At 63.9% G+C, this 19,620-nt stretch carries 16 protein-coding genes; 12 read left to right on the top strand and 4 right to left on the bottom strand.

Annotated elements, in window-relative coordinates:
• Window positions 1-24: 24 nt before the first annotated feature.
• Complete coding sequence (locus GNZ12_RS06290; protein ID WP_172309531.1) at window positions 25-480, bottom strand: XRE family transcriptional regulator; 456 nt, start codon at window positions 478-480, stop codon at window positions 25-27.
• Window positions 481-826: 346 nt separating this feature from the next.
• Between GNZ12_RS06290 and mnmE the strand changes: the two genes are divergently transcribed.
• The 3 genes from mnmE (at window position 827) to GNZ12_RS06275 (ending at window position 4,228) form a co-directional block, all read left to right on the top strand.
• Entirely contained in the window at window positions 827-2,221 is a 1,395-nt protein-coding gene (gene mnmE / locus GNZ12_RS06285; protein WP_172309530.1) for a tRNA uridine-5-carboxymethylaminomethyl(34) synthesis GTPase MnmE, read from the top strand.
• Between the two features lie 296 nt (window positions 2,222-2,517).
• Window positions 2,518-3,729, top strand: a complete 1,212-nt coding sequence (locus GNZ12_RS06280) for a tyrosine-type recombinase/integrase (RefSeq protein WP_172309529.1) — start codon at window positions 2,518-2,520, stop codon at window positions 3,727-3,729.
• Between the two features lie 337 nt (window positions 3,730-4,066).
• Window positions 4,067-4,228 carry a hypothetical protein gene (locus GNZ12_RS06275; protein ID WP_172309528.1) on the top strand — a complete coding sequence of 54 codons (162 nt, stop codon included), beginning with the start codon at window positions 4,067-4,069 and terminating at the stop codon, window positions 4,226-4,228.
• A gap of 96 nt (window positions 4,229-4,324) precedes the next feature.
• Here the strand turns inward: GNZ12_RS06275 and GNZ12_RS06270 are convergent, their stop codons facing one another.
• The gene (locus tag GNZ12_RS06270; RefSeq protein ID WP_172309527.1) at window positions 4,325-4,651 is read right to left on the bottom strand and encodes an ecotin precursor; all 327 of its coding nucleotides are present in this window, start codon (window positions 4,649-4,651) and stop codon (window positions 4,325-4,327) included.
• A gap of 355 nt (window positions 4,652-5,006) precedes the next feature.
• Between GNZ12_RS06270 and GNZ12_RS06265 the strand changes: the two genes are divergently transcribed.
• From GNZ12_RS06265 to GNZ12_RS06235, 7 genes are all read left to right on the top strand, one after another.
• Window positions 5,007-6,632, top strand: coding sequence for a methyl-accepting chemotaxis protein (locus GNZ12_RS06265; protein ID WP_172309526.1), 1,626 nt, complete (start codon window positions 5,007-5,009; stop codon window positions 6,630-6,632).
• Between the two features lie 72 nt (window positions 6,633-6,704).
• Complete coding sequence (locus GNZ12_RS06260) at window positions 6,705-7,169, top strand: chemotaxis protein CheW (protein ID WP_172309525.1); 465 nt, start codon at window positions 6,705-6,707, stop codon at window positions 7,167-7,169.
• The gene (locus GNZ12_RS06255) at window positions 7,166-8,638 is read left to right on the top strand and encodes a CheR family methyltransferase (RefSeq protein ID WP_172309524.1); all 1,473 of its coding nucleotides are present in this window, start codon (window positions 7,166-7,168) and stop codon (window positions 8,636-8,638) included. The genes GNZ12_RS06260 and GNZ12_RS06255 overlap by 4 nt, the downstream gene beginning before the upstream one ends.
• A complete protein-coding gene (locus GNZ12_RS06250) occupies window positions 8,631-9,314 on the top strand; it encodes a chemotaxis protein CheW (protein ID WP_172309523.1) in 684 nt (227 codons plus the stop codon). Before GNZ12_RS06255 ends, GNZ12_RS06250 begins: the two co-directional genes overlap by 8 nt.
• A complete protein-coding gene (locus tag GNZ12_RS06245) occupies window positions 9,311-11,827 on the top strand; it encodes a hybrid sensor histidine kinase/response regulator (protein ID WP_172309522.1) in 2,517 nt (838 codons plus the stop codon). The genes GNZ12_RS06250 and GNZ12_RS06245 overlap by 4 nt, the downstream gene beginning before the upstream one ends.
• A 17-nt stretch (window positions 11,828-11,844) precedes the next feature.
• Window positions 11,845-12,861: a chemotaxis response regulator protein-glutamate methylesterase gene (gene cheB, locus GNZ12_RS06240; RefSeq protein WP_172309521.1), complete on the top strand. Its 1,017-nt coding sequence runs from the start codon at window positions 11,845-11,847 to the stop codon at window positions 12,859-12,861.
• Between the two features lie 71 nt (window positions 12,862-12,932).
• A complete protein-coding gene (locus tag GNZ12_RS06235; RefSeq protein ID WP_172309520.1) occupies window positions 12,933-14,042 on the top strand; it encodes a diguanylate cyclase in 1,110 nt (369 codons plus the stop codon).
• Here GNZ12_RS06235 and mdeB read toward each other — a convergent pair whose 3' ends face one another.
• Window positions 14,043-16,799 (bottom strand): alpha-ketoglutarate dehydrogenase, encoded by a 2,757-nt coding sequence (mdeB, locus tag GNZ12_RS06230; protein WP_172309519.1) that lies wholly within the window; start codon window positions 16,797-16,799, stop codon window positions 14,043-14,045. It abuts the gene before it with no gap.
• A gap of 152 nt (window positions 16,800-16,951) precedes the next feature.
• On the opposite strand from mdeB, the gene GNZ12_RS06225 reads away from it, so the two are divergent.
• On the top strand, window positions 16,952-17,479 hold the full coding sequence (locus GNZ12_RS06225) for an Lrp/AsnC family transcriptional regulator (protein WP_054037036.1): 528 nt from the start codon (window positions 16,952-16,954) through the stop codon (window positions 17,477-17,479).
• A 144-nt stretch (window positions 17,480-17,623) separates the two neighbouring features.
• Here GNZ12_RS06225 and GNZ12_RS06220 read toward each other — a convergent pair whose 3' ends face one another.
• A complete protein-coding gene (locus GNZ12_RS06220) occupies window positions 17,624-18,436 on the bottom strand; it encodes an SDR family NAD(P)-dependent oxidoreductase (RefSeq protein ID WP_172309518.1) in 813 nt (270 codons plus the stop codon).
• Window positions 18,437-18,612: 176 nt separating this feature from the next.
• Here GNZ12_RS06220 and GNZ12_RS06215 point away from each other — a divergent pair, with 176 nt between their 5' ends.
• The gene (locus GNZ12_RS06215) at window positions 18,613-19,548 is read left to right on the top strand and encodes a GlxA family transcriptional regulator (protein WP_172309517.1); all 936 of its coding nucleotides are present in this window, start codon (window positions 18,613-18,615) and stop codon (window positions 19,546-19,548) included.
• Window positions 19,549-19,620 lie beyond the last annotated feature (72 nt).

Below are 19,620 nucleotides of genomic sequence, written 5' to 3'. Positions count from 1 at the left end.
GCGGCTTTTTTGTTGGCCGTCGATCTACTGGCCCTTTTGATTTGACGCGTCTTCCGGCGCGGCGGCGGTTTCCTGCTGCGTGCCGCCGTCAAATTCAGTGATCAGTTCTTCCACCAGATTGCGCTGACGCGGCGATAAACCCGCGAACCGGTTAGCCATCTGCGTAACCAACTCGATCGTTTCCGGCGTCATTGGATACTTCTCGCCACGGGCAAGCGGTTTAGTCTTGCCGGATGGCGCGGGCCCGTAGTGCAGCCAGTGAACGTCCTTTTGCAGCCACGTCGCTAAAACCTGCAACTTATCGCGCTTCGGAATCGTCGTACCCGCTAGCCATTTGTGCGCGGTTTGCGGCGAGACGGCAGGGCCACTGCTATAAAGCAGATTGAATTCCCTGGCTAAATCGGTCCCACCCTTAACGTCGTTGGGGAGTGAGTCTTTCAGCCGTTTGGCGAAAGCTGCTTTTTCTTTGGAGGTCGGCATGGGCCCGATTGTGCAATTCGGCGCATAATCAGTGGACAACCAAACGCGCAATTTTATTGCTCAAATGAGCTATTTTTAGCCTGAAATCGCCAGCTAATAACGTGTTTCGCGATTTCGTCGAATGTCGTCTTTTCCTTGTCCAGCGTACGTTTTAGGCATTCTAGTGTGTCCATTTTTCGCAAATGTGTCTTAGGCTATCTTAGCTTGTGTGGGATAAATCCCTACTTGTCTTAAGAAACTCATGCCACGTTAGGAATCCGGCCCGGGGCCAGAGCCGGTGGATGCCCGCGTTACAATGCCCCGCGCCCGCTCATGCGCATTCAATCCCTTCTGATAGCCTCGTCCCATGCTCGCCACCCATTCCGATCCGATCGTCGCCATTGCCACCGCACCCGGCCGAGGCGGAATCGGGGTCGTGCGGATTTCGTTCGGCCGCGCCGGGGAAGCCGCCGCGCAGCCATTGATGCAAGCACTCACTGGCCAGGCGCTCGCGCCGCGTCACGCGAGCTATGTGCCCTTCCTTGACGACAGCGGCAGCGCACTCGATCGCGGCATCGCGCTGTACTTTCCCGCCCCGCACTCCTATACCGGCGAGCATGTGCTCGAGTTTCAAGGCCACGGCGGTCCGGTCGTGCTGCAACTGGTCTTGCAGCGTTGCATCGACGCCGGCCGGGCGTTCGGTCTGCGTCTGGCCGAGCCGGGCGAATTCACGCGCCGTGCGTTTCTCAACGACAAGCTGGATCTGGCGCAAGCGGAAGCTGTCGCCGATCTGATCGAGGCCAGCACTGAGGCCGCGGCGCGCTCGGCGGGTCGTTCGCTCGACGGCGCGTTTTCGCGCGACATCCACGCCCTGGTCGAAGAGGTCATCACGCTGCGGATGCTGGTCGAAGCGACGCTCGATTTCCCGGAAGAAGAAATCGACTTTCTCGAAGCCGCCGATGCCCGCGGCAAACTCACGCGGATTCGCGAGCGCCTCGCGCACGTGCTGAGCGAAGCGCGTCAGGGGGCACTGTTGCGCGAGGGTTTGTCGGTGGTGCTGGCGGGACAGCCGAACGTCGGCAAGTCGTCGCTGCTGAACGCGCTGGCCGGCGCGGAGTTGGCCATCGTCACGCCGATCGCCGGCACGACGCGCGACAAGGTCGCGCAAACCATCCAGATTGAAGGCATCCCGCTGCACGTGATCGACACGGCCGGCCTGCGCGATACCGAAGACGAGGTGGAAAAGATCGGCATTGCGCGCACGTGGAGCGAGATCGAGCGCGCGGACGTCGTGCTGCATCTGCTTGATGCGCGGACCGGCATGACTGCCGAAGACGGAACGATCGCTGACCGTTTCCCGAGCGGGGTGCCGGTGGTGCGCGTGCTGAACAAGACGGATCTGACCGGGCTTGCGCCGGCCGCGACACCGCTGGACGCGGATCTCGAGCTCAGCGAAGTGCGGTTGTCGGCGAAACAAGGCGATGGTGTCGCGTTGCTGCGTGAAGAGCTACTGCGAATCGCCGGTTGGCAGGCCGGCGCGGAGAGCGTCTACCTCGCGCGCGAGCGGCATCTGATTGCGCTGCGCGCGGCTCAGGAGCATCTGGCGACCGCTGCAGCGCACGCCGATCAGAACGCCCAGGCGCTGGATCTGTTCGCCGAGGAGCTGCGGCTCGCGCAGGACCAACTGAACTCGATCACCGGGGAATTCAGCTCGGACGACCTGCTCGGCGTGATTTTCAGCCGGTTTTGCATCGGCAAATAACCTGCTGCCAAACGGCGACCTATCATCGCGAGCATTTCGCCAGAGGTCGTCGTCCGCCGAGAAAACGAAAATTGCCTCTGAGCGGCCAGACTGCCCGCCCAAGACCATTTCGGTGAAGCCGCCAGAATGGTACCCCTTGGATCTGGAGCAATGCGCGGGATCACCGACTACCCCTGCCCCATGTCTGCACTGCCGTGCATTGAACATCCTCTGTTGACCAAAAGCCACTTATTTCGTTGGTACACAAAAGCCAGCCAGTCTAAAATTGCCGGCATCCCCGTATCAAACGATCCGCCATGCCAAAACTAGCCGCCCCCCTCACCGAAACGCAGATCCGCGCGCTCGAGCCGCGCGCCACCCGATATTGCGTAGCGGACGGCAACGGCCTCGTCATCGAAATCATGACGACGGGCACCAAGGTCTGGCGCTTCCGCTATTCACTGAACGGCAAGCGCCAGCCGCTCGTCACCATCGGCGACTACCGGATGATTTCGCTGCGGGTCGCGCGCGCCAAGGCGCAGAAGTACGCGGAGATGGTCGCAAGCGGTGTCTCGCCAGTGGCGACAGCGCGCCGCGACCGCGGTGCGGAGAGCAAGGCCGAGGTGCTGCGCGAGGGCGCGGAGCTTTATCTCGCAACGGAGATGGCCGGCAAGTCGGCGGAGTATCAGCGCACCACGCGGCGCGCGCTCGAAAAAGATGTTCTCCCTGCCATTGGCGCCAAACCGATCAAAGCCGTGACGGACGACGACATCCGCGCGATATGCGACCAGATCAAAAGCCGTGGCTCGCCCAAGATGGCGCTGCACACGCGCAACGCGGTCAAGCGGCTCTATGAGTACCTGATCGCCCGGCAACTCGCCACGGCCAATCCGGCAGAGCTCATCCCGGCACGCTTCATCGCAACGCCGGACAGCCGCACCCGCGTGCTCGCGCCAGACGAAATGGGCGCCATGCTCCGGGCGATCTATGCATCGAACATTCGGCGCCCGCTGAAACTGGCTTTGCATCTGCTCGTGCTGACGATGGTGCGAAAATCGGACATCGTCGAGGCGGCCTGGTCCGAATTCAACCTCAACGCAGCGCGATGGACGATCCCCGCCGCGCGAATGAACAAGGTCCGTGAGCATGTGGTGTATCTCTCGCATCAGGCGGTCGCCTTGCTGCGAGAGCTTCAGGACACGAAGACCAGTCGAAATTTCGTCTTCCCGAGCGTCAGGGGCGACGATCGGCCGATCGCCAAAAGTACGCTCAATCAGGCCGTCAAATCGCTCGGACTCGACGTCGAGCATTTCGTCCTGCACGACTTTCGACGCACCGCCGCGACCCACTTGCGCGAGATGGGGCAGCCTGCGGACGCAATTGAAAATGCGCTGGCGCATAGCGTCAAAGACGCTCCGAGCGAAGACAACCACGCCGAACATGCCACGGAACGGCGTCGAACCTTGCAACGGTGGGCGGATTTTGTCGACGAGCAGATCGAGAGCGGCCGACAGGGCGTGATCGGTTAAGCGTGGCAGGTGTGGCAATTTCCTGGCCGGTTGCCGCAGCTCATCTCACCATCGCGCCAGCAGCGCTGCCAGCGCCAGCGCCAGCGCCAGCGCCAGCGCCAGCGCCAGCGCCAGCATATTTTATGGTACACAGAGAAATAAGCATCCACTGCAAGTACCAGCCTATAAAAAGAAAATAATCTTCTTCGCTAGGTTCTTAGTGGCTATCTTCCATACCGCTGTCAGCGCATCCACGCCCATTCCACCGCGCTGCCAGCCAACCCTTCACAGCGTCCTTTTTTCCCGCCGATCATCGTCTAAACTACTAGGACGGATGCAAGCCGGGACGGAGGCTCCCATGTCTGAATCGTTAATGGCTTATTTGCTGGGACCCTTGGTGATGCTGCTGGTCGGCGTGGCGATCTGGGCCGCGTCCCACTATCGCGACAAGACCAAGCCGGAGCGCCTCGAACGCTGGCTCGACACGCATTATGCGGAGTGGCTGCATCACAAGCATTGAGCAGAGATACCCAACAAAAAAAGGCCGTTGCAATTGCGACGGCCTTTTTCTCTGTAATGCGCGAGCATTCAGACTGCGCGCGCTCGCGCTTTTCATTTACCAGCCCGGTTGCGGCTCCTGCGGATACCCGTATTGTGCGGGCGGCGGCGCACCGCACGCCACATACGCGCGCTGGTACTGGTCATAGCAGTATCCCGGCGGCGGCCCCGCATACGCGGGTGCCGGCTGATACACCGGCTGCGCGTAGACCGGCTGCTGGTAAGCGACCACAGGCGCCGGATTCAAGGCGGACGTCACCACCGCGCCCAGCACGGCACCGCCGATCAGCGCACCGACCACATCGCCGCCATCGCCATGAGCCGACGCTTGCCCCGCCACGCTCAGACTCCCGACCATCAACAACGCCATCGCAATTTTTTTCATGTTTCGCTCCCGCCGTTTAGGCATGGAACAGATTGTGTAGGGCGCGCGCGGAAATAGATGCTGCAGTTGGTAACTGGGCATTACGGGTGTAACGTCGCGCGAGCGTCATTGCTCACCATTTTTCCCAAACGGCAAAAATGGTGAGCCTATGTCTGGCGCCCAGCGCTGCATCCGGCCAACACCGCAAAATGCATCCTGGTCTACCGTCATCCATTCCCACGATCAATGTAAAATTCGCCGCATGACCCGTCGGACAAATCCGACGACCCGCAAAGCTTTCCGATTCTTCGACCCCGAGACCCACCAGTCGACAACCGGGCGTCGAGCCCAAGCCAAAAAGTTAAGGGGCGTGCGCGTGAAACAATGGACCATCCGGCAACGGATTCTGTGCAGCTTCGGGATCGTGCTGATCGTGATGCTGGCAATGGCAATCGTCACCTTCGAGCAACTCGGCGGCATCGACCGCGACGCGAAGAGCCAGCAGCAGGACTCGATGCCCGGCCTCTACTACGCGACCGCGATGCGCGCGGCCTGGTTCGAGAACTACACCGTCACCCAGCGTCTCATCTATGTCGATGCGGACCCCGATTCCGTCAAGCGCGACACCGCGCGCCTCGTCGAGACACAGCAAACGCTGCAGAAGCTGCTCAACGATTACGGCGGCACCATCTTCCGTCAGGACGACCGTGACCTCTTCAACGACTTCCGGCAGCAGCACACGCAATACCTGCCGATCCAGGCGTCGCTGATGACCACCCTGCAGACCTCGAAAGAGGGTGCCGTCCGGATCTCCAGCACGCAGCTCACGCCGATCTGGGAAACGGGCCGCCTCTCGTTGCGTAAGCTGGTGGACGACAACAAGACCTACGCCGACCAGGCCGCCGAAAGCATCCGCAGTTCGGTCGAGACGACCCGTATCGTGTTGCTCGTGATGCTGCTGATCGCCGCCGCCGCCGCTGTGCTGTCCGGTTACTGGCTGCTGCGCGCAGTGACCACGCCGATGGCGAAGGTCCTGCAAGTCGTCGACATCATGCGCACGGGCGACCTCACGCAACGTCTGCAACTGAACCGCGCGGATGAAATCGGCGCGCTCGAAGCGGGCTTTAACCGCATGACCGACGAGCTCACCGCACTGGTCGGCCAGGCGCAGAAGTCGGCGGTCCAGGTCACCACGTCGGTGACGGAAATCGCCGCGACCTCGCGTGAACAGCAAGCCACCGCGAACGAAACCGCAGCGACCACGACCGAGATCGGCGCCACGTCGCGCGAAATCTTCGCGACCTCGCGCGATCTGCTGCGCACGATGAACGAAGTCTCCGAAGTGGCAGGCCAGTCGGCGGCGCTCGCCGGCACCGGCCACGCCGGCCTCGCGCGCATGGAAGAGACCATGCGCCTCGTGATGGAAGCCGCCGGCTCGGTCAACGCGAAGCTCGCGATCCTCAACGAGAAGGCCAGCAACATCAACCAGGTCGTCGCCACCATTACCAAGGTCGCGGATCAGACCAACCTGCTCTCGCTGAACGCGGCGATCGAAGCAGAAAAGGCCGGCGAATACGGCCGCGGTTTCGCGGTCGTGGCGACCGAGATTCGCCGTCTCGCCGATCAAACCGCCGTGGCGACCTATGACATCGAACAGATGGTCAAGGAGATCCAGTCGGCGGTGGCTGCCGGCGTGATGGGCATGGACAAGTTCTCCGAAGAAGTTCGGCGCGGCATGCTCGACGTACAGAACGTGGGCGGCCATCTCACGCAGATCATCCAGCAGGTGCAGGCGCTCGCGCCGCGCTTCTCGATGGTCAACGAAGGCATGCAGACGCAAGCCACAGGCGCAGAACAGATCACCCAGGCGCTGACGCAGCTCTCGGAGGCCGCGCAGCAGACGGCGGAATCGCTGCGCCAGTCGACTCAGGCCATCGACGATCTGACGCACGTCGCCAATAGTCTGCGCACCGGTGTATCGCGCTTCAAGGTGATCGCCTGACGCGCCGCGGCGGGCTCGCTCAGACACGCGACGCACACCACCCGTACTCCACCTCAGCCCACGTCCACGCCGATGCTCTTCATCCTCTTCACGCTCGATAGCGAGCGCTACGTGATCGACGCGACGCAGGTGGAGCGCATGATGCCGCTCACGCCGCAGTCGCCGCCGAAGACGATCCCCGGCGCGCCGTCGTGGGTCGCGGGCGTGCTCGATCACGAAGGTGCACCGCTGCCGGTGATCGATCTGCCGGCGCTCGCGCTCGGCCGTCCCGCCGCGCAGTTGATGTCGACGCGTGTCGTGCTGGTGCGCTATCCGCATGCGGGCACCGTGCGCCTGCTCGCGCTCCTGCTCGAAGGCGCAACGCGCACCATCCGTCTGAACAGCGACGCGTTTCATGATGCCGGCATCGACATGCCGCACGCGCGCTATCTGGGCCCGGTCGCCAGCGAAGCAGGTGGTCTGGTGCAATGGATTCGCGTCGAGCATCTGCTGCCCGACGACGTCAAAGCGCTGCTGTTTCCCGAGGCGCACGCATGAACGCGCATCACGACAACGCGCCGCTCTATCGACGCTTCGTCGATCTGCTGCATCGAACCATTGGGCTCGATGCAGCATCGCTCGGTCATAGCGCGATCGAGCGCGCGATCGATCAGCGCGCCGCGGCCTGGTGCGAGGACGGTCACGCCAGCGCCACGCTCTCCGACTACTGGGATGCCGCGCAAGCGTCGCCCTCGATCATGCAGGCGCTGGTCGAAACGGTGGTGGTGCCGGAGACCTGGTTCTACCGCGACGCCGACGCGTTCAGGGCACTCGCGCGTCTCGCGCACGAACGCCTTGACGAGCGCGGCACCGCGCTGCCGCTGCGAATTCTCAGCCTGCCCTGCTCGACCGGCGAAGAGCCGTACACGATCGCGATGACGCTGCTCGATGCCGGCATCGACGCCGCGCACCTGCGCATCGACGCCATGGATATCAGCGAGCGCTCGCTGGCCGTCGCGCAGCGCGCCGTGTACAGCCGCAACTCGTTTCGCGGCAACGCGTTCCCGTTTCGCGACATCCACTTCACGCGCGCCGAAGACGGTTGGCGTCTCGCGCCGCGCATCGCCGAGACAGTCCGGTTTTCGCGCGCCAACCTGATGCAACTCGATGCCACGGCGCTCGGCATCTATGACTTCGTGTTCTGCCGCAACGTGCTGATTTACTTCGACCGTGACGCACAGCAAAGGGCCTTGTATGCGCTCAACAACGTGCTGGCTGAAAACGGCACGCTGTTCGTCGGTCCTGCGGAAACCGGGCTGTTGATCCGTTACGGCATGCAGTCGGCGAAGATTCCTTTGGCGTTCGCATTCCACCGCGCCACGCCCGCTGAAGCGCAGCTCAACGGCTGGCACACCGCGCCGCTCGCCACCGCCGCGGCACTCGCGATGGCGCATTCGCCCGTGCCCGCGCTCGCGCCGCTGCAGGTGTTCTCAGCAGCGCCTTTCGCGTGGCCCGATCCGGTTGCGCGCACATCGTTTAACGCTAACTTACCGCTCACGTTTTCCAGCGGTACGCCGCGGCACGCGACACTCAACGAGATGCCGCCGCACACACCGCTTAACGGCATGTCGGGACGCCCGGCCGACCCCTTGAAACCCACGTCGCAATCGCAAGATCTAACGCAGCCGCAGATCACCTCGCCCACCAACGCCGCACGCGATACGCTGCAAGCCGCGCACGCGTTGGCCGACGCGGGCCGTCTGACGGAAGCCGCGAACGCGATCAACGTCTATCTGGAACAGCACGCACCGCACGCCGAGGCGTTCTACCTGCTCGGTGTGCTGGCCGACGCCAGCGGCGATACGAACCTCGCACGCGGCCAGTATCGCAAGGCGCTCTATCTCGATCCGCAGCACGGCGAAGCGCTCGCGCATCTGGCGACGCTGCTCGAACTCGAAGGCGATCGCAACGGCGCGCGTCTGTTGATGGACCGCGCGTCGCGCGCACAGGGAGCGCAACGTGGTTGAAGACCGCACGGTGACCTTCGACGATTGCTGGAACCGCATCGGCGTGCGTGGTGATTCGTCGTGCGAGCGGCTGGTCGAATACGTGCGTTGTCTGAATTGCCCCGTGTTCGAAGCGGCTGCGGCGAAATTGCTGGAACGGCCGATTCCGCTCGTGGACCTCGCGCAGCATGACGCCCGCACACCGGCGCAACAGCAACGACATGATCCGCAAGGTGCGAGCGAGTCGTTCCTCGTCTTTCGTATCGGCCGCGAATGGCTCGGACTGCCCACGCCAATCTTCAAGCGCATCGTGCAGACTCGGCCGATTCATACGTTGCCGCACCGGCAGCATCGCGCGGTACTGGGCGTGGTGAATGTGCAGGGCGACTTGCTGGTGTGCCTGTCGCTCGCGCATCTGCTGGGTTTCGAGGCCGACACCAGCGCGGCCGACGATAAAGCGCGTCACGATCTGCCGCGTTTGCTCGTGGTCGCGCGCGCAGAAGAGCATGCTGTGCTGCCCGTCGATCAGGTCGACGGCGTGCATCGGATCGCGGTCTCCACCTTTTGCCCGCCGCCGGCGACGCTGTCACACGCTGCCGCTGCGCATACGCGCGCCGTGGCCCCGTGGCGCGGTATGACGGTCGGCCTGCTCGACGCCGATGCATTGTTCGATACCTTGAACCGGAGTCTCGGATGACGGACGACCCGCGCCGCCCGTCGCTGATCGATCTCTTCCGCGAAGAAGCGCGGACCCAGGCACGCGTGCTCAACGACGACCTCCTCGCCCTCGACCGCGCGCCGCGCGATGCCGCCGCGCTCGAGGCCTGCATGCGCGCGGCGCATTCGCTGAAGGGCGCGGCGCGCATCGTCGGTGTGCAGGTCGGTGTCGAACTCGCGCACGCGATGGAAGATTGCTTCGTCGCGGCGCAGGAAGGGCGCGCGTTGCTCGACGCCGCGTGGATCGATGAGTTGCTGCGCGGTGTCGATATCGTTGCGCGCATCGGCAATCATGAGGACGAGTCGGCGCGTGACGCCGTGAGCGCATGCGTGGCGTCGCTGCAAGCGCGTATGGCGGGTGTCGTGCCGCATGGGGCGGCAATGCGGCGGGATGCCGTGCCGCTGGCTGCCTCTGCGCCTGCTGCGAGTCCTGCGCGCATCGCCGGATTTGCATCTGCACCCAGCGTAGCCACCGAGCCGCAAGCCGCATCCGCCGCCGGTGATCACGACGCCGACGCCGCATTCAATCTGCTAGCCAACGCCCTGCGCGCCGAAGCGACGTCGGCCTCAACCGCACCGGCCAGCACGACTGCAAGTGGGTCCACGCCCGCCTCCGCAACCCAATCTTCTCCTACAAGCGCCTCAGCGTCCGACTTTGCAACCGCGTCCGTTCCTGCGAGCGCCTCTGAGGCCACCGCCGCCACCGCATCCACCTCGAACGAAGCAAGCACCCCGGCAACCGACCCCGGCCGCATGCTGCGCGTACGCGCCGACAACCTCGACCGGCTGTTGTCCCTATCCGGTGAATCGCTGGTCGAATCACGCTGGCTCAAACCCTTCGCGCAATCCATGCTGCGGGTCAAGCGCGTCCAACGCGACGGCTCGCGCGCGCTGGATCAGTTGCACGAAACGCTCGCCGACCTGAAGCTCGACCCGCGCGCGCACGCCGCGCTCGAAGAATTGCGCCGCCTCACGGCGGAATCGCAGCATCTGCTCGCCGAGCGTCTGGCCGATCTGGAAAGCTTCGACCGCCGCTCGACGCATCTGTCGCAGCAGCTTTATGATGCCGCGCTGCAATGCCGGATGCGCCCCTTCGGCGACGGCACCAGCGGTCTCGCGCGCATGGTGCGCGACGTCGCACGTTCGCTCGGCAAGAAGGTGCGCTGGCAACTGGTCGGCGAATCGACCCAGGTGGACCGCGACATTCTCGATCTGCTCGAAGCGCCGCTCGGCCACATGCTGCGCAACGCGCTCGACCACGGCATCGAAGCGCCTGCTGTACGCCTCGCGCACGGCAAGCCCGAAGAAGGCACGCTCACGCTCGACGCGCGCCACACCGCCGGCGCGCTGCTCATCACCGTCACCGACGACGGCGCGGGCATCGACCTCGACGCATTGCGCACCTCGATCGTCCGCAAAAAACTGGCGAGCGCGGAAACGGCCGCGCGCCTGTCCGAGACCGAACTGCTCGAATTCCTCTTTCTGCCCGGTTTCTCGCTGCGCGATCAGGTCACCGAGGTCTCGGGCCGCGGTGTCGGACTCGATGCGGTGCATAACGTCGTCAAGCGCGTGCGCGGCACGGTGCGCATCACGCACGAACCCGGCCTCGGCACGCGCGTGCAGTTGCAGTTGCCGCTCACGCTCTCGGTGATCCGCAGCCTGCTCGTCGAAGTCGCGGGCGAGCCTTACGCCGTGCCGCTCGCGCATGTGAATCGCACGCTGCACGTGAGCCGCGCGGAGATCGAATTACTCGAAGGCCATCAGCACATTGCCTTCGACGGCCGCCGCATCGGTGTCGTCACCGCACATCAGATCCTCGACACTGCGCCGCCGGCCAACGAAACCGATACTGTCAGCATGATCGTGATCGGCGACGGTGCGCAGACCTACGGCGTGGTGGTCGATCGCTTCCTCGGCGAGCGAATGCTGGTCGTGCAGCCGCTCGACCCGCGCCTCGGCAAGATCCGAAACATCACCGCCGGCGCGCTGATGGAAAACGGCGACCCGGTGCTGATCGCCGACGTCGACGACTGGCTGCGCTCGGTCGAACGGCTTGTGGCAGGCGGCGATCTGAAACATACGCAGCACGGCGCCGCTCTCGCCGCCCGGCGCGTCACGCGGCGCGTGCTGGTGGTCGACGATTCGCTCACCGTGCGCGAACTCGAACGCAAGCTGCTGGCGACGCGCGGCTACGACGTGACGATCGCCGTCGACGGCATGGACGGCTGGAACGCGGTGCGCAGCGAGCGCTTCGACCTCGTGATTACCGACATCGACATGCCGCGGATGGACGGCATCGAACTCGTCACGCTCATCAAGCGCGATCCGCAACTGCAAGCGCTGCCTGTGATGATCGTCTCGTACAAGGATCGTGAAGAGGACCGCCGCGCCGGCCTGAATGCAGGCGCGGATTACTATCTGGCGAAAGGCAGTTTTCATGACGAAGCACTGCTCGATGCAGTGCGTGATTTGATCGGCGAAGCTTACGGTTAAGCCCACGGGTAAAACGAATGAAAATCGGAATCGTCAATGACCTGCCGCTCGCCGTCGAGGCGCTGCGCCGCGCGCTTGCGGCGCGCCACGACTACGAGGTGCTGTGGGTTGCGCAGGACGGCCAACAGGCGGTCGATTTCTGCACCGCGCAGCGGCCCGACATCGTGCTGATGGACCTGGTGATGCCGAATGTCGACGGCATCGAGGCGACACGCCGCATCATGGCGACCGCGCCGTGCGCGATCCTGATCGTGACCGTCGACGTGGGCGCGAACGCGTGGCGGGTCTACGAAGCGATGGGCGCGGGCGCGCTCGATGCGGTGGATACCCCCTCGCTGAGCGGCCCGGACGCGCACAAGAGCATCGCCACCCTGATCGCGAAGATCGACCGCATCGCTGCGCTGGTCACCGAGCGCAACGCGCCTGGCGCGACGGCTGCGGCGCCGCCCCAAAGCGCGACGAATCGCGACACGCCGCTGGTTGCGATCGGCGCTTCGGCGGGCGGGCCGGCGGCACTCGCCACACTGCTCGCCGGCTTGCCGAAGGATTTCCCGGCGGCCGTCGTTATCGTCCAGCACGTCGACGCGGCATTCGCCGTCGGCATGGCCGACTGGCTCAACCAGCAATCGGCGCTGCCGGTGCGGATCGCCCGCGAAGGCGACCGGCCGCAAGCAGGCGTCGTGCTGCTCGCCGCCACCGACGATCATCTGCACCTGAAGCTGCCCAACGTGCTCGGCTACACGAACGTGCCGGCTGAAACGCCCTACCGGCCTTCCGTCGACGTGTTTTTTCATAGTGTCGTGGCACGCTGGCATGCGCGGGCAATCGGTGTGCTGCTGACCGGCATGGGCCGCGACGGCGCGATCGGCCTCAAGGCGATGCGTACCAAGGGCTATCACACGATCGCACAGGACGAAGCTAGCTGCGCCGTGTACGGCATGCCGAAGGCGGCCGCGGCGCTCGATGCCGCCGCCGCGATCCTGCCTCTGCCGCGTATTGCCGCTGCACTCGCGGCCGCGGTCGCTGCGCGTTAAGACCCGGTAGGCGCACACTAGCTGCACATTAGCCCGCTACGACTCATTGACATTCATTCTGGCTGACCAACATGGACACTCCGAAACCGCATCAGGCCACCACCGCGCAGGAACTCGCAGAACACGATGCGAACGCGCAGGCATACGCGGAGGACGCACCCAATAGCGCCATCGATGACGCGTTAGCGCGCATCCTCGGCAATCCACCCGCGGCCGAGTGCCCGATCATGGTGTTGCTGGTCGACGATCAGGCGATCATCGCCGAGGCGGTCCGCCAGGCGCTGGCCGACGAAGCGAGCGTCGACTTCCATTACTGCGCGTCACCTGAAGAGGCGTTGCGCTGCGCCGAGGAAACCCGCGCGACGGTGATCCTGCAGGACCTCGTGATGCCCGGCACCGACGGCCTCACCCTCGTGCGGCAATACCGGCAAAATCCGGCGACGCGTGATATTCCGATCATCGTGCTGTCGACCAAGGAAGAGCCGCTGGTGAAAAGCGCGGCCTTTGCCGCCGGCGCCAACGACTACCTCGTGAAGCTGCCGGATCGCATCGAGTTGATCGCGCGGATTCGCTATCACTCGCGCTCATATCTGAACCTGCTGCAGCGCGACGAGGCCTATCAGGCGCTGCGTCAGTCGCAACAGCAGTTGCTCGCGACCAATCTGGAACTGCAGCGGCTCACGCATTCGGATGGGTTGACGGGTTTGTCGAATCGCCGTTATCTCGATCAGTACCTGGCCGCCGAATGGCGTCGCGGCACGCGCGACAAGACCGCACTCGGCTTTTTGATGATCGATGTGGATAACTTCAAGGCCTACAACGACACCTATGGCCATGTCGCTGGCGACGAAGTGCTTAAACGCGTCGCGCACACCGTCGAGTCGTGTCTGGGCCGTTCGCCCGATCTCGCGGCGCGGTTTGGCGGTGAAGAGTTCGCGGTGGTGTTGCCAGGGACGTCATCGGGTGGCTTGCGCTTGCTTGCCGAGAAAATCCGCCTCGCAATTGAAGGGCTCGCGATCCCGCATGCAGGATCGGCGGCGGGCGTCGTAACGATCAGCATCGGCGCGGCGAACATCGTGCCGTCCGCAAGCGAACCGGTGACGACGTTGATCGAAGCCGCCGACGTCGGACTGTATCGAGCGAAACGCGATGGGAAGAATCAGGTCTCGGTGAGCGGCTGATCAGCATTGCCACGAAGCAGCGCCCCCGGGCGTATCGCCGCGATACTTGCTGCGTGCTTCGGCGAGCACGCTCGCATCGATTGCGCCTTCGTCCACCAGCGCCTTCAACGCGGCGATCACGATCGACTTGCGGTCCACTTCGAAGAACTCGCGCAACGCCTGACGCGTGTCGCTGCGACCGAAACCGTCCGTGCCGAGCGTCACATAGCGGCGCGGCACGTAGGCTCGAATCAGTTCGGGCACCGCGCGGACATAGTCGGTCGCGGCGATAATCGGGCCGTGCGATGCTTCGAGTGCTTTCGTGACGTACGGTGCATCTGTCGCGTCGCCAAGGCGCTCGTTTCTCTCCGACGTCATCCCGTCACGCTGCAATTCGGTGAAGCTGGTCACGCTCCACACCGCGGCCTCAATATGCCAGTCGTCTTTGAGCAGTTGCTGCGCCGCGATGACTTCACCGAGGATCGCGCCCGCGCCGAGCAACTGCACCTGCGCTTGCGCTTGAACTGGTGAAGTTGTCGCCTGCGCATCCCCGCCAAGCGGATAGATACCCTTAAGAATGCCCTCCCGCAGCGCCTGCAAATCCCCACCCGGCACCGAAGGCTGCGCGTAGTTCTCGTTCATCACCGTCACGTAATAGAACACGTCGCGCTGTTCTTCGACCATCTCGCGCATCCCCTCGTCGACGATCGCGGCAACCTCATAAGCGAACGCGGGATCGTACGCACGGCAGTTCGGAATCGTCGATGCCGCCAGATGGCTCGTGCCGTCCTGATGCTGCAAGCCTTCTCCACCGAGCGTCGTCTTACCCGATGTCGCGCCGATCAGAAAACCTCTCGCGCGCTGATCCGCAGCCGCCCAGATCAAATCGCCAATCCGCTGGAAGCCGAACATCGAATAGTAGATGTAGAACGGCAGCATCGGCAGGTTGTGCACGCTGTACGAAGTCGCCGCCGCGATCCACGACGACACCGCGCCCGCTTCCGAAATCCCCTCTTCGAGAATCTGCCCTTTGGTGTCCTCGCGGTAGTACAGCATCGAGCCGAGGTCCTCCGGCTCGTACAACTGCCCGAGCGGCGAATAGATGCCGACCTGGCGGAACATGTTCGCCATGCCGAAGGTGCGCGCCTCGTCGGCGACGATCGGCACCACGCGTGGGCCGACTTCCTTGTCCTTGAGCAGCGCGGTCAGCATGCGCACGAGCGCCATCGTCGTGGACATCTCGCGACCGTTCGAGTCCAGCGCGAATTGCCCCCAGGAGGACATCGGCGGGACGATCAGCCCCTTCGATGCCACTCTCCGCCTTCTGGGCAGATAGCCTCCCAGGGCAGCTCGGCGAGCATGCAGGTATTGCATCTCCGGACTGTCGTCCGCTGGCTTGTAAAACTTCACCTGTTCGACGTCCTCATCGGTGAGCGGCAGGCGGAAGCGGTCGCGAAACGCCTTGAGGTCGTCGAAGCCGAGTTTCTTTTGCTGATGCGTGGTCATGCGGCCCTGGCCCGAGGTGCCCATGCCGAAGCCCTTCATCGTCTTCGCGAGAATCACCGTCGGCTGGCCGCGATGCGCGAGCGCCTTCGCATACGCTGCGTGCAGCTTGCGCACGTCGTGGCCGCCGCGGCGCAGACGGTCGATGTCGTCGTCGCTCAACTGCGCGGCGAGCGCGGCAAGCTCCGGGTTCTGGCCGAAGAAACGCTCACGGTTGTACGCGCCATCGTTGGCCGAGAAGGTCTGGAACTGGCCGTCGACGGTGTGTGCAAACGCGCGCAGCAGCGCGCCGGTGCGGTCACGTGAAAACAGCGCGTCCCAGTCGGAGCCCCACACCACCTTGATCACGTTCCAGCCGGCGCCGATGAAGTGCGCTTCGAGCTCGTCGATGATGCGGCCGTTGCTGCGCACCGGGCCATCCAAGCGCTGCAGATTGCAGTTGATGACGAACACGAGGTTATCGAGCCCCTCGCGCGCCGCAATCGAGAGCGCGCCGGTCGATTCCGGTTCGTCCATCTCGCCGTCGCCGAAAAAGCCCCACACCTTGCGGCTTTCCGTTTGCACGAGGCCACGATTGGCGAGATACCGCATGAAGCGCGCCTGATAAATCGCGTTGATCGGACCGATGCCCATCGAGCCGGTGGGGAACTGCCAGAAGTCCGGCATCAGCCACGGATGCGGATACGAGCACAGCCCCGGCCCGCCGATCTCGCGACGGTAATGCTGCAGGTGTTCCTCAGAGAGAAAGCCTTCGAGATAAGCCCGCGCGTACACACCCGGCGACGAATGCGGCTGGAAGTACACGAGGTCGCTCGTGCCCTCCTCTCCGCCCGGCGCCGCGGCGCGAAAGAAGTGGTTGAAACCGACCTCGAACAGATCCGCCGCCGACGCATAGCTCGCGATATGGCCGCCGAGTTCGCCGTACGCCTGGTTCGCGCGCACCACCATGGCCAGTGCATTCCAGCGCAGCGCGCCGGCCAGACGTTCTTCGAGATCGAGATTGCCCGGATAGCGTGGCTGCTGATCGAACGGGATCGTGTTCTGGTACGGCGTGACGTTGGTCCGCGCCGATTCCACACCCAACGACAGCGCATGCCCCGCGAGCTTGTCGAACAGAAACTGCGCGCGATCACGGCCGACATGAGCGACCACGGCATCGAGCGCTTCCAGCCATTCGGCGGTTTCCTGCGGATCGGTATCTTCCCGCTCCGCACGTTCCGCGCGCTGGAGATCCACAGACCGCAACTGCTCGCTACCGCTGGACAAATCCGTCATGGCACCACTCCCGCATCAACGCGTTCGGCTCAAGATCGAGTGAGTCAATGGTAACCACGTGCTCACAAAATGAGCATCTCAATTGCTTGTGATCCCACACTGAGATAGGCTATTTATTCCGGATTTGGCCCACACCACAGAATATTTACTCTATGACCACGCCACCCAGACGACTCGACCGCATCGACATCGGCATCCTGAGCCAGTTGCAGCAGAACGCGCGCATCACCAATGCTGATCTGGCCCGCTCGGTGAATCTGTCGCCCACGCCCTGCTTCAACCGCGTGCGCGCGCTCGAAAAGCTCGGCCTGTTCAAGCAGCAGGTCACACTGCTGAATCCAGAGCCGCTCGGGCTGCGCATCAACGTGTTCATTCAGGTGAGTCTGGAAAAACAGGTGGAAGACGCGCTGACTCGCTTCGAGCAGGCGATTTCGGAGCGCCCCGAGGTGATGGAGTGCTATCTGATGACGGGCGATGCCGACTATCTGCTGCGCGTGGTGATGCCGGATATGCAGACGCTGGAGCGCTTCATCGTCGACCATCTGACGAAGATTCCGGGCATCTCCAACATTCGTTCGAGCTTTGCGCTCAAGCAGGTGCGCTACAAGACGGCCCTGCCGTTGCCGTCGTCGGGACTGACACTGGTCGATCCCGACGACGTTTCAACCGACTGGCGCTAGGCGCTCGCCAGACACGCATTCGGCCGCCCGCTGATCCGCGCGTATCACGCACGGCCGGCAGCTTATGCGACAGGTTCTGCTCCGGATGTCGGCGAACGGTGCTGAAGCGCTCCCAATCAGCGGCACCCGGCAACATCAAGCACACTAAGCCACCGATGACCCGCGCGTATAACGCGCAGCCGGCACGCTGTGCGACAGGTTCGGCCCCAGATGCTGGCGAGCGGCGTTGAAGCGCTCCCAATCGGCCGCGTCCGGCAAGGACGGAATCGTCACCAGTTCATGCTGGTCGAGGCCCACGAGCGCGGCGTCCACCATGTCCTCGGCGGTCATCACGATCTGTGACGGCAAATGCTCGACCGCGAGACCGGCGCGGTCCCAGAATGCGGTGCTGGTGGCGCCCGGCAGCACGGCCTGCAGCTGCACGCCCTTACCGCCCACTTCATGATGCAGCGACTGCGTCAGGTTCAGCACGTAAGCCTTGGTGCCGCTGTAGGTGCCGTTCAGCGTCTCCGGCGATAGCGCAACGATCGACGAGATATTGATCACGACGCCGTTGCCGCGCTCCACGAAACCCGGCACGGCCGCTGCCGTCAGGCGCGTCAGCGCTGTCACGTTCAGCTCGATCATGCTGTCGAGGTCGTCGACATTCGAGTCGATCAGCGACGCCGTCGCGCCGACGCCGGCGTTGTTGACCAGCATGGTGATGCCGCGGTCGGCGCGCAAACGCTCCTCGATACGTCGCTGGTCGCCCTTGACGGTCAGATCGGCGGCGATGGTCTCGACATGGCGGCCGGTTTCCGCGGTCAGACGCTCGGCTACGCCCGTCAGGCGTTTGACGTCGCGCGCCACCAGAATCAGGTCGTAACCGCGCCGCGCGAGGCGGTCCGCATAAACCGCACCGATGCCCGACGATGCGCCCGTGATCAATGCTGTGCCCTTGTTTGCTTGCGTTGCCATGTAAAGCTCTCCTTGCGGGCTTAGCGTGTCACCCCTGAGCCCTGATCGATGAATGGGGAAAACTGAAACCGCCGCCGCTGTGCCTTTTTTGTGGGCATCGCGGTGTTGACGAGTGAAGTCTAGGTGCGTAGCCTCTTGTCTCAAATGTCGTATTTACCTCGTTTTAGGACATCGCAATGAAGCGCGTCGGCGTGGTGGTTTTTCCCGGCTTCCAGATCCTTGATATGGTGGCGATCTCTGTGTTCGAGCTGGCGAACCTCGAGGCCGGGCAGCCGGAATACCAGGTGGAAGTCATCTCCGAACAGGGCGGGATGGTGCGCAGCTCGTCGGGCGTCGAGATTGCGACACAAGCGTTCGGCGACCCGGCGTATGACACCGTCGTCGTCACAGGCGCGATGCAGATCGAGCCGTCATCGGCGGGATTGCTGGCGTTTTTGAACGACGCCCTCGCCGCCTCGCGCCGCACCACCAGCATCTGCACCGGCGCTTTCGTGCTGGCCGAAGCGGGCATCCTCGACGGCCGGAATGCCACGACCCACTGGTACCATGCCCGCGACTTGCAGCAGCGCTTTCCCGATACGCGTATCGACGAAGACCGAATCTTTATCGTCGACGGCACCGTGTGGACCTCGGCCGGCATGACGGCCTGCATCGATCTGTGTCTGGCGCTGATCGAAAGCGATCTCGGCGTCGAAGTCTCGCGCGCCATCGCCAAGAAACTGGTGGTCTACCACCGGCGCACCGGCGGCCAGTCGCAGTTCTCGGCCATGCTCGACCTGGAGCCGAAGTCCGACCGCATTCAGGACGCGCTGTCATACGCCAAGAACCATCTCCGCGAGCCGTTGACGGTCGAACAGCTCGCCGACGTCGCGCATCTGAGTCCGCGCCAGTTCAGCCGCGCCTTTCGCGACGAAACGCGCCAATCGCCGGCCAAGGCCATCGAGGCGCTGCGTGTGGAAGCGGCCCGCGCCATGCTCGAAGCGGGCCGTCACTCGATGGAAGCCGTCGCGGCCGAAACCGGCTTTATCGATACCGAACGGATGCGGCGCGCCTTTCTACGCGCGTTCGGCCAGCCGCCGCAAGCGATCAAACGCGCAGCGCGCACGGCGTAGAAGCGTGATGTAACAGATGTAGTGGACAATATGGCCGACAGCAGCTCCACCTTGAACCGCACCGCAACCCGA

The organism is Paraburkholderia solitsugae (genome assembly GCF_013177695.1).
Classification (GTDB): domain Bacteria; phylum Pseudomonadota; class Gammaproteobacteria; order Burkholderiales; family Burkholderiaceae; genus Paraburkholderia; species Paraburkholderia solitsugae.
This window is presented reverse-complemented; position numbering and strand designations above follow the sequence as displayed.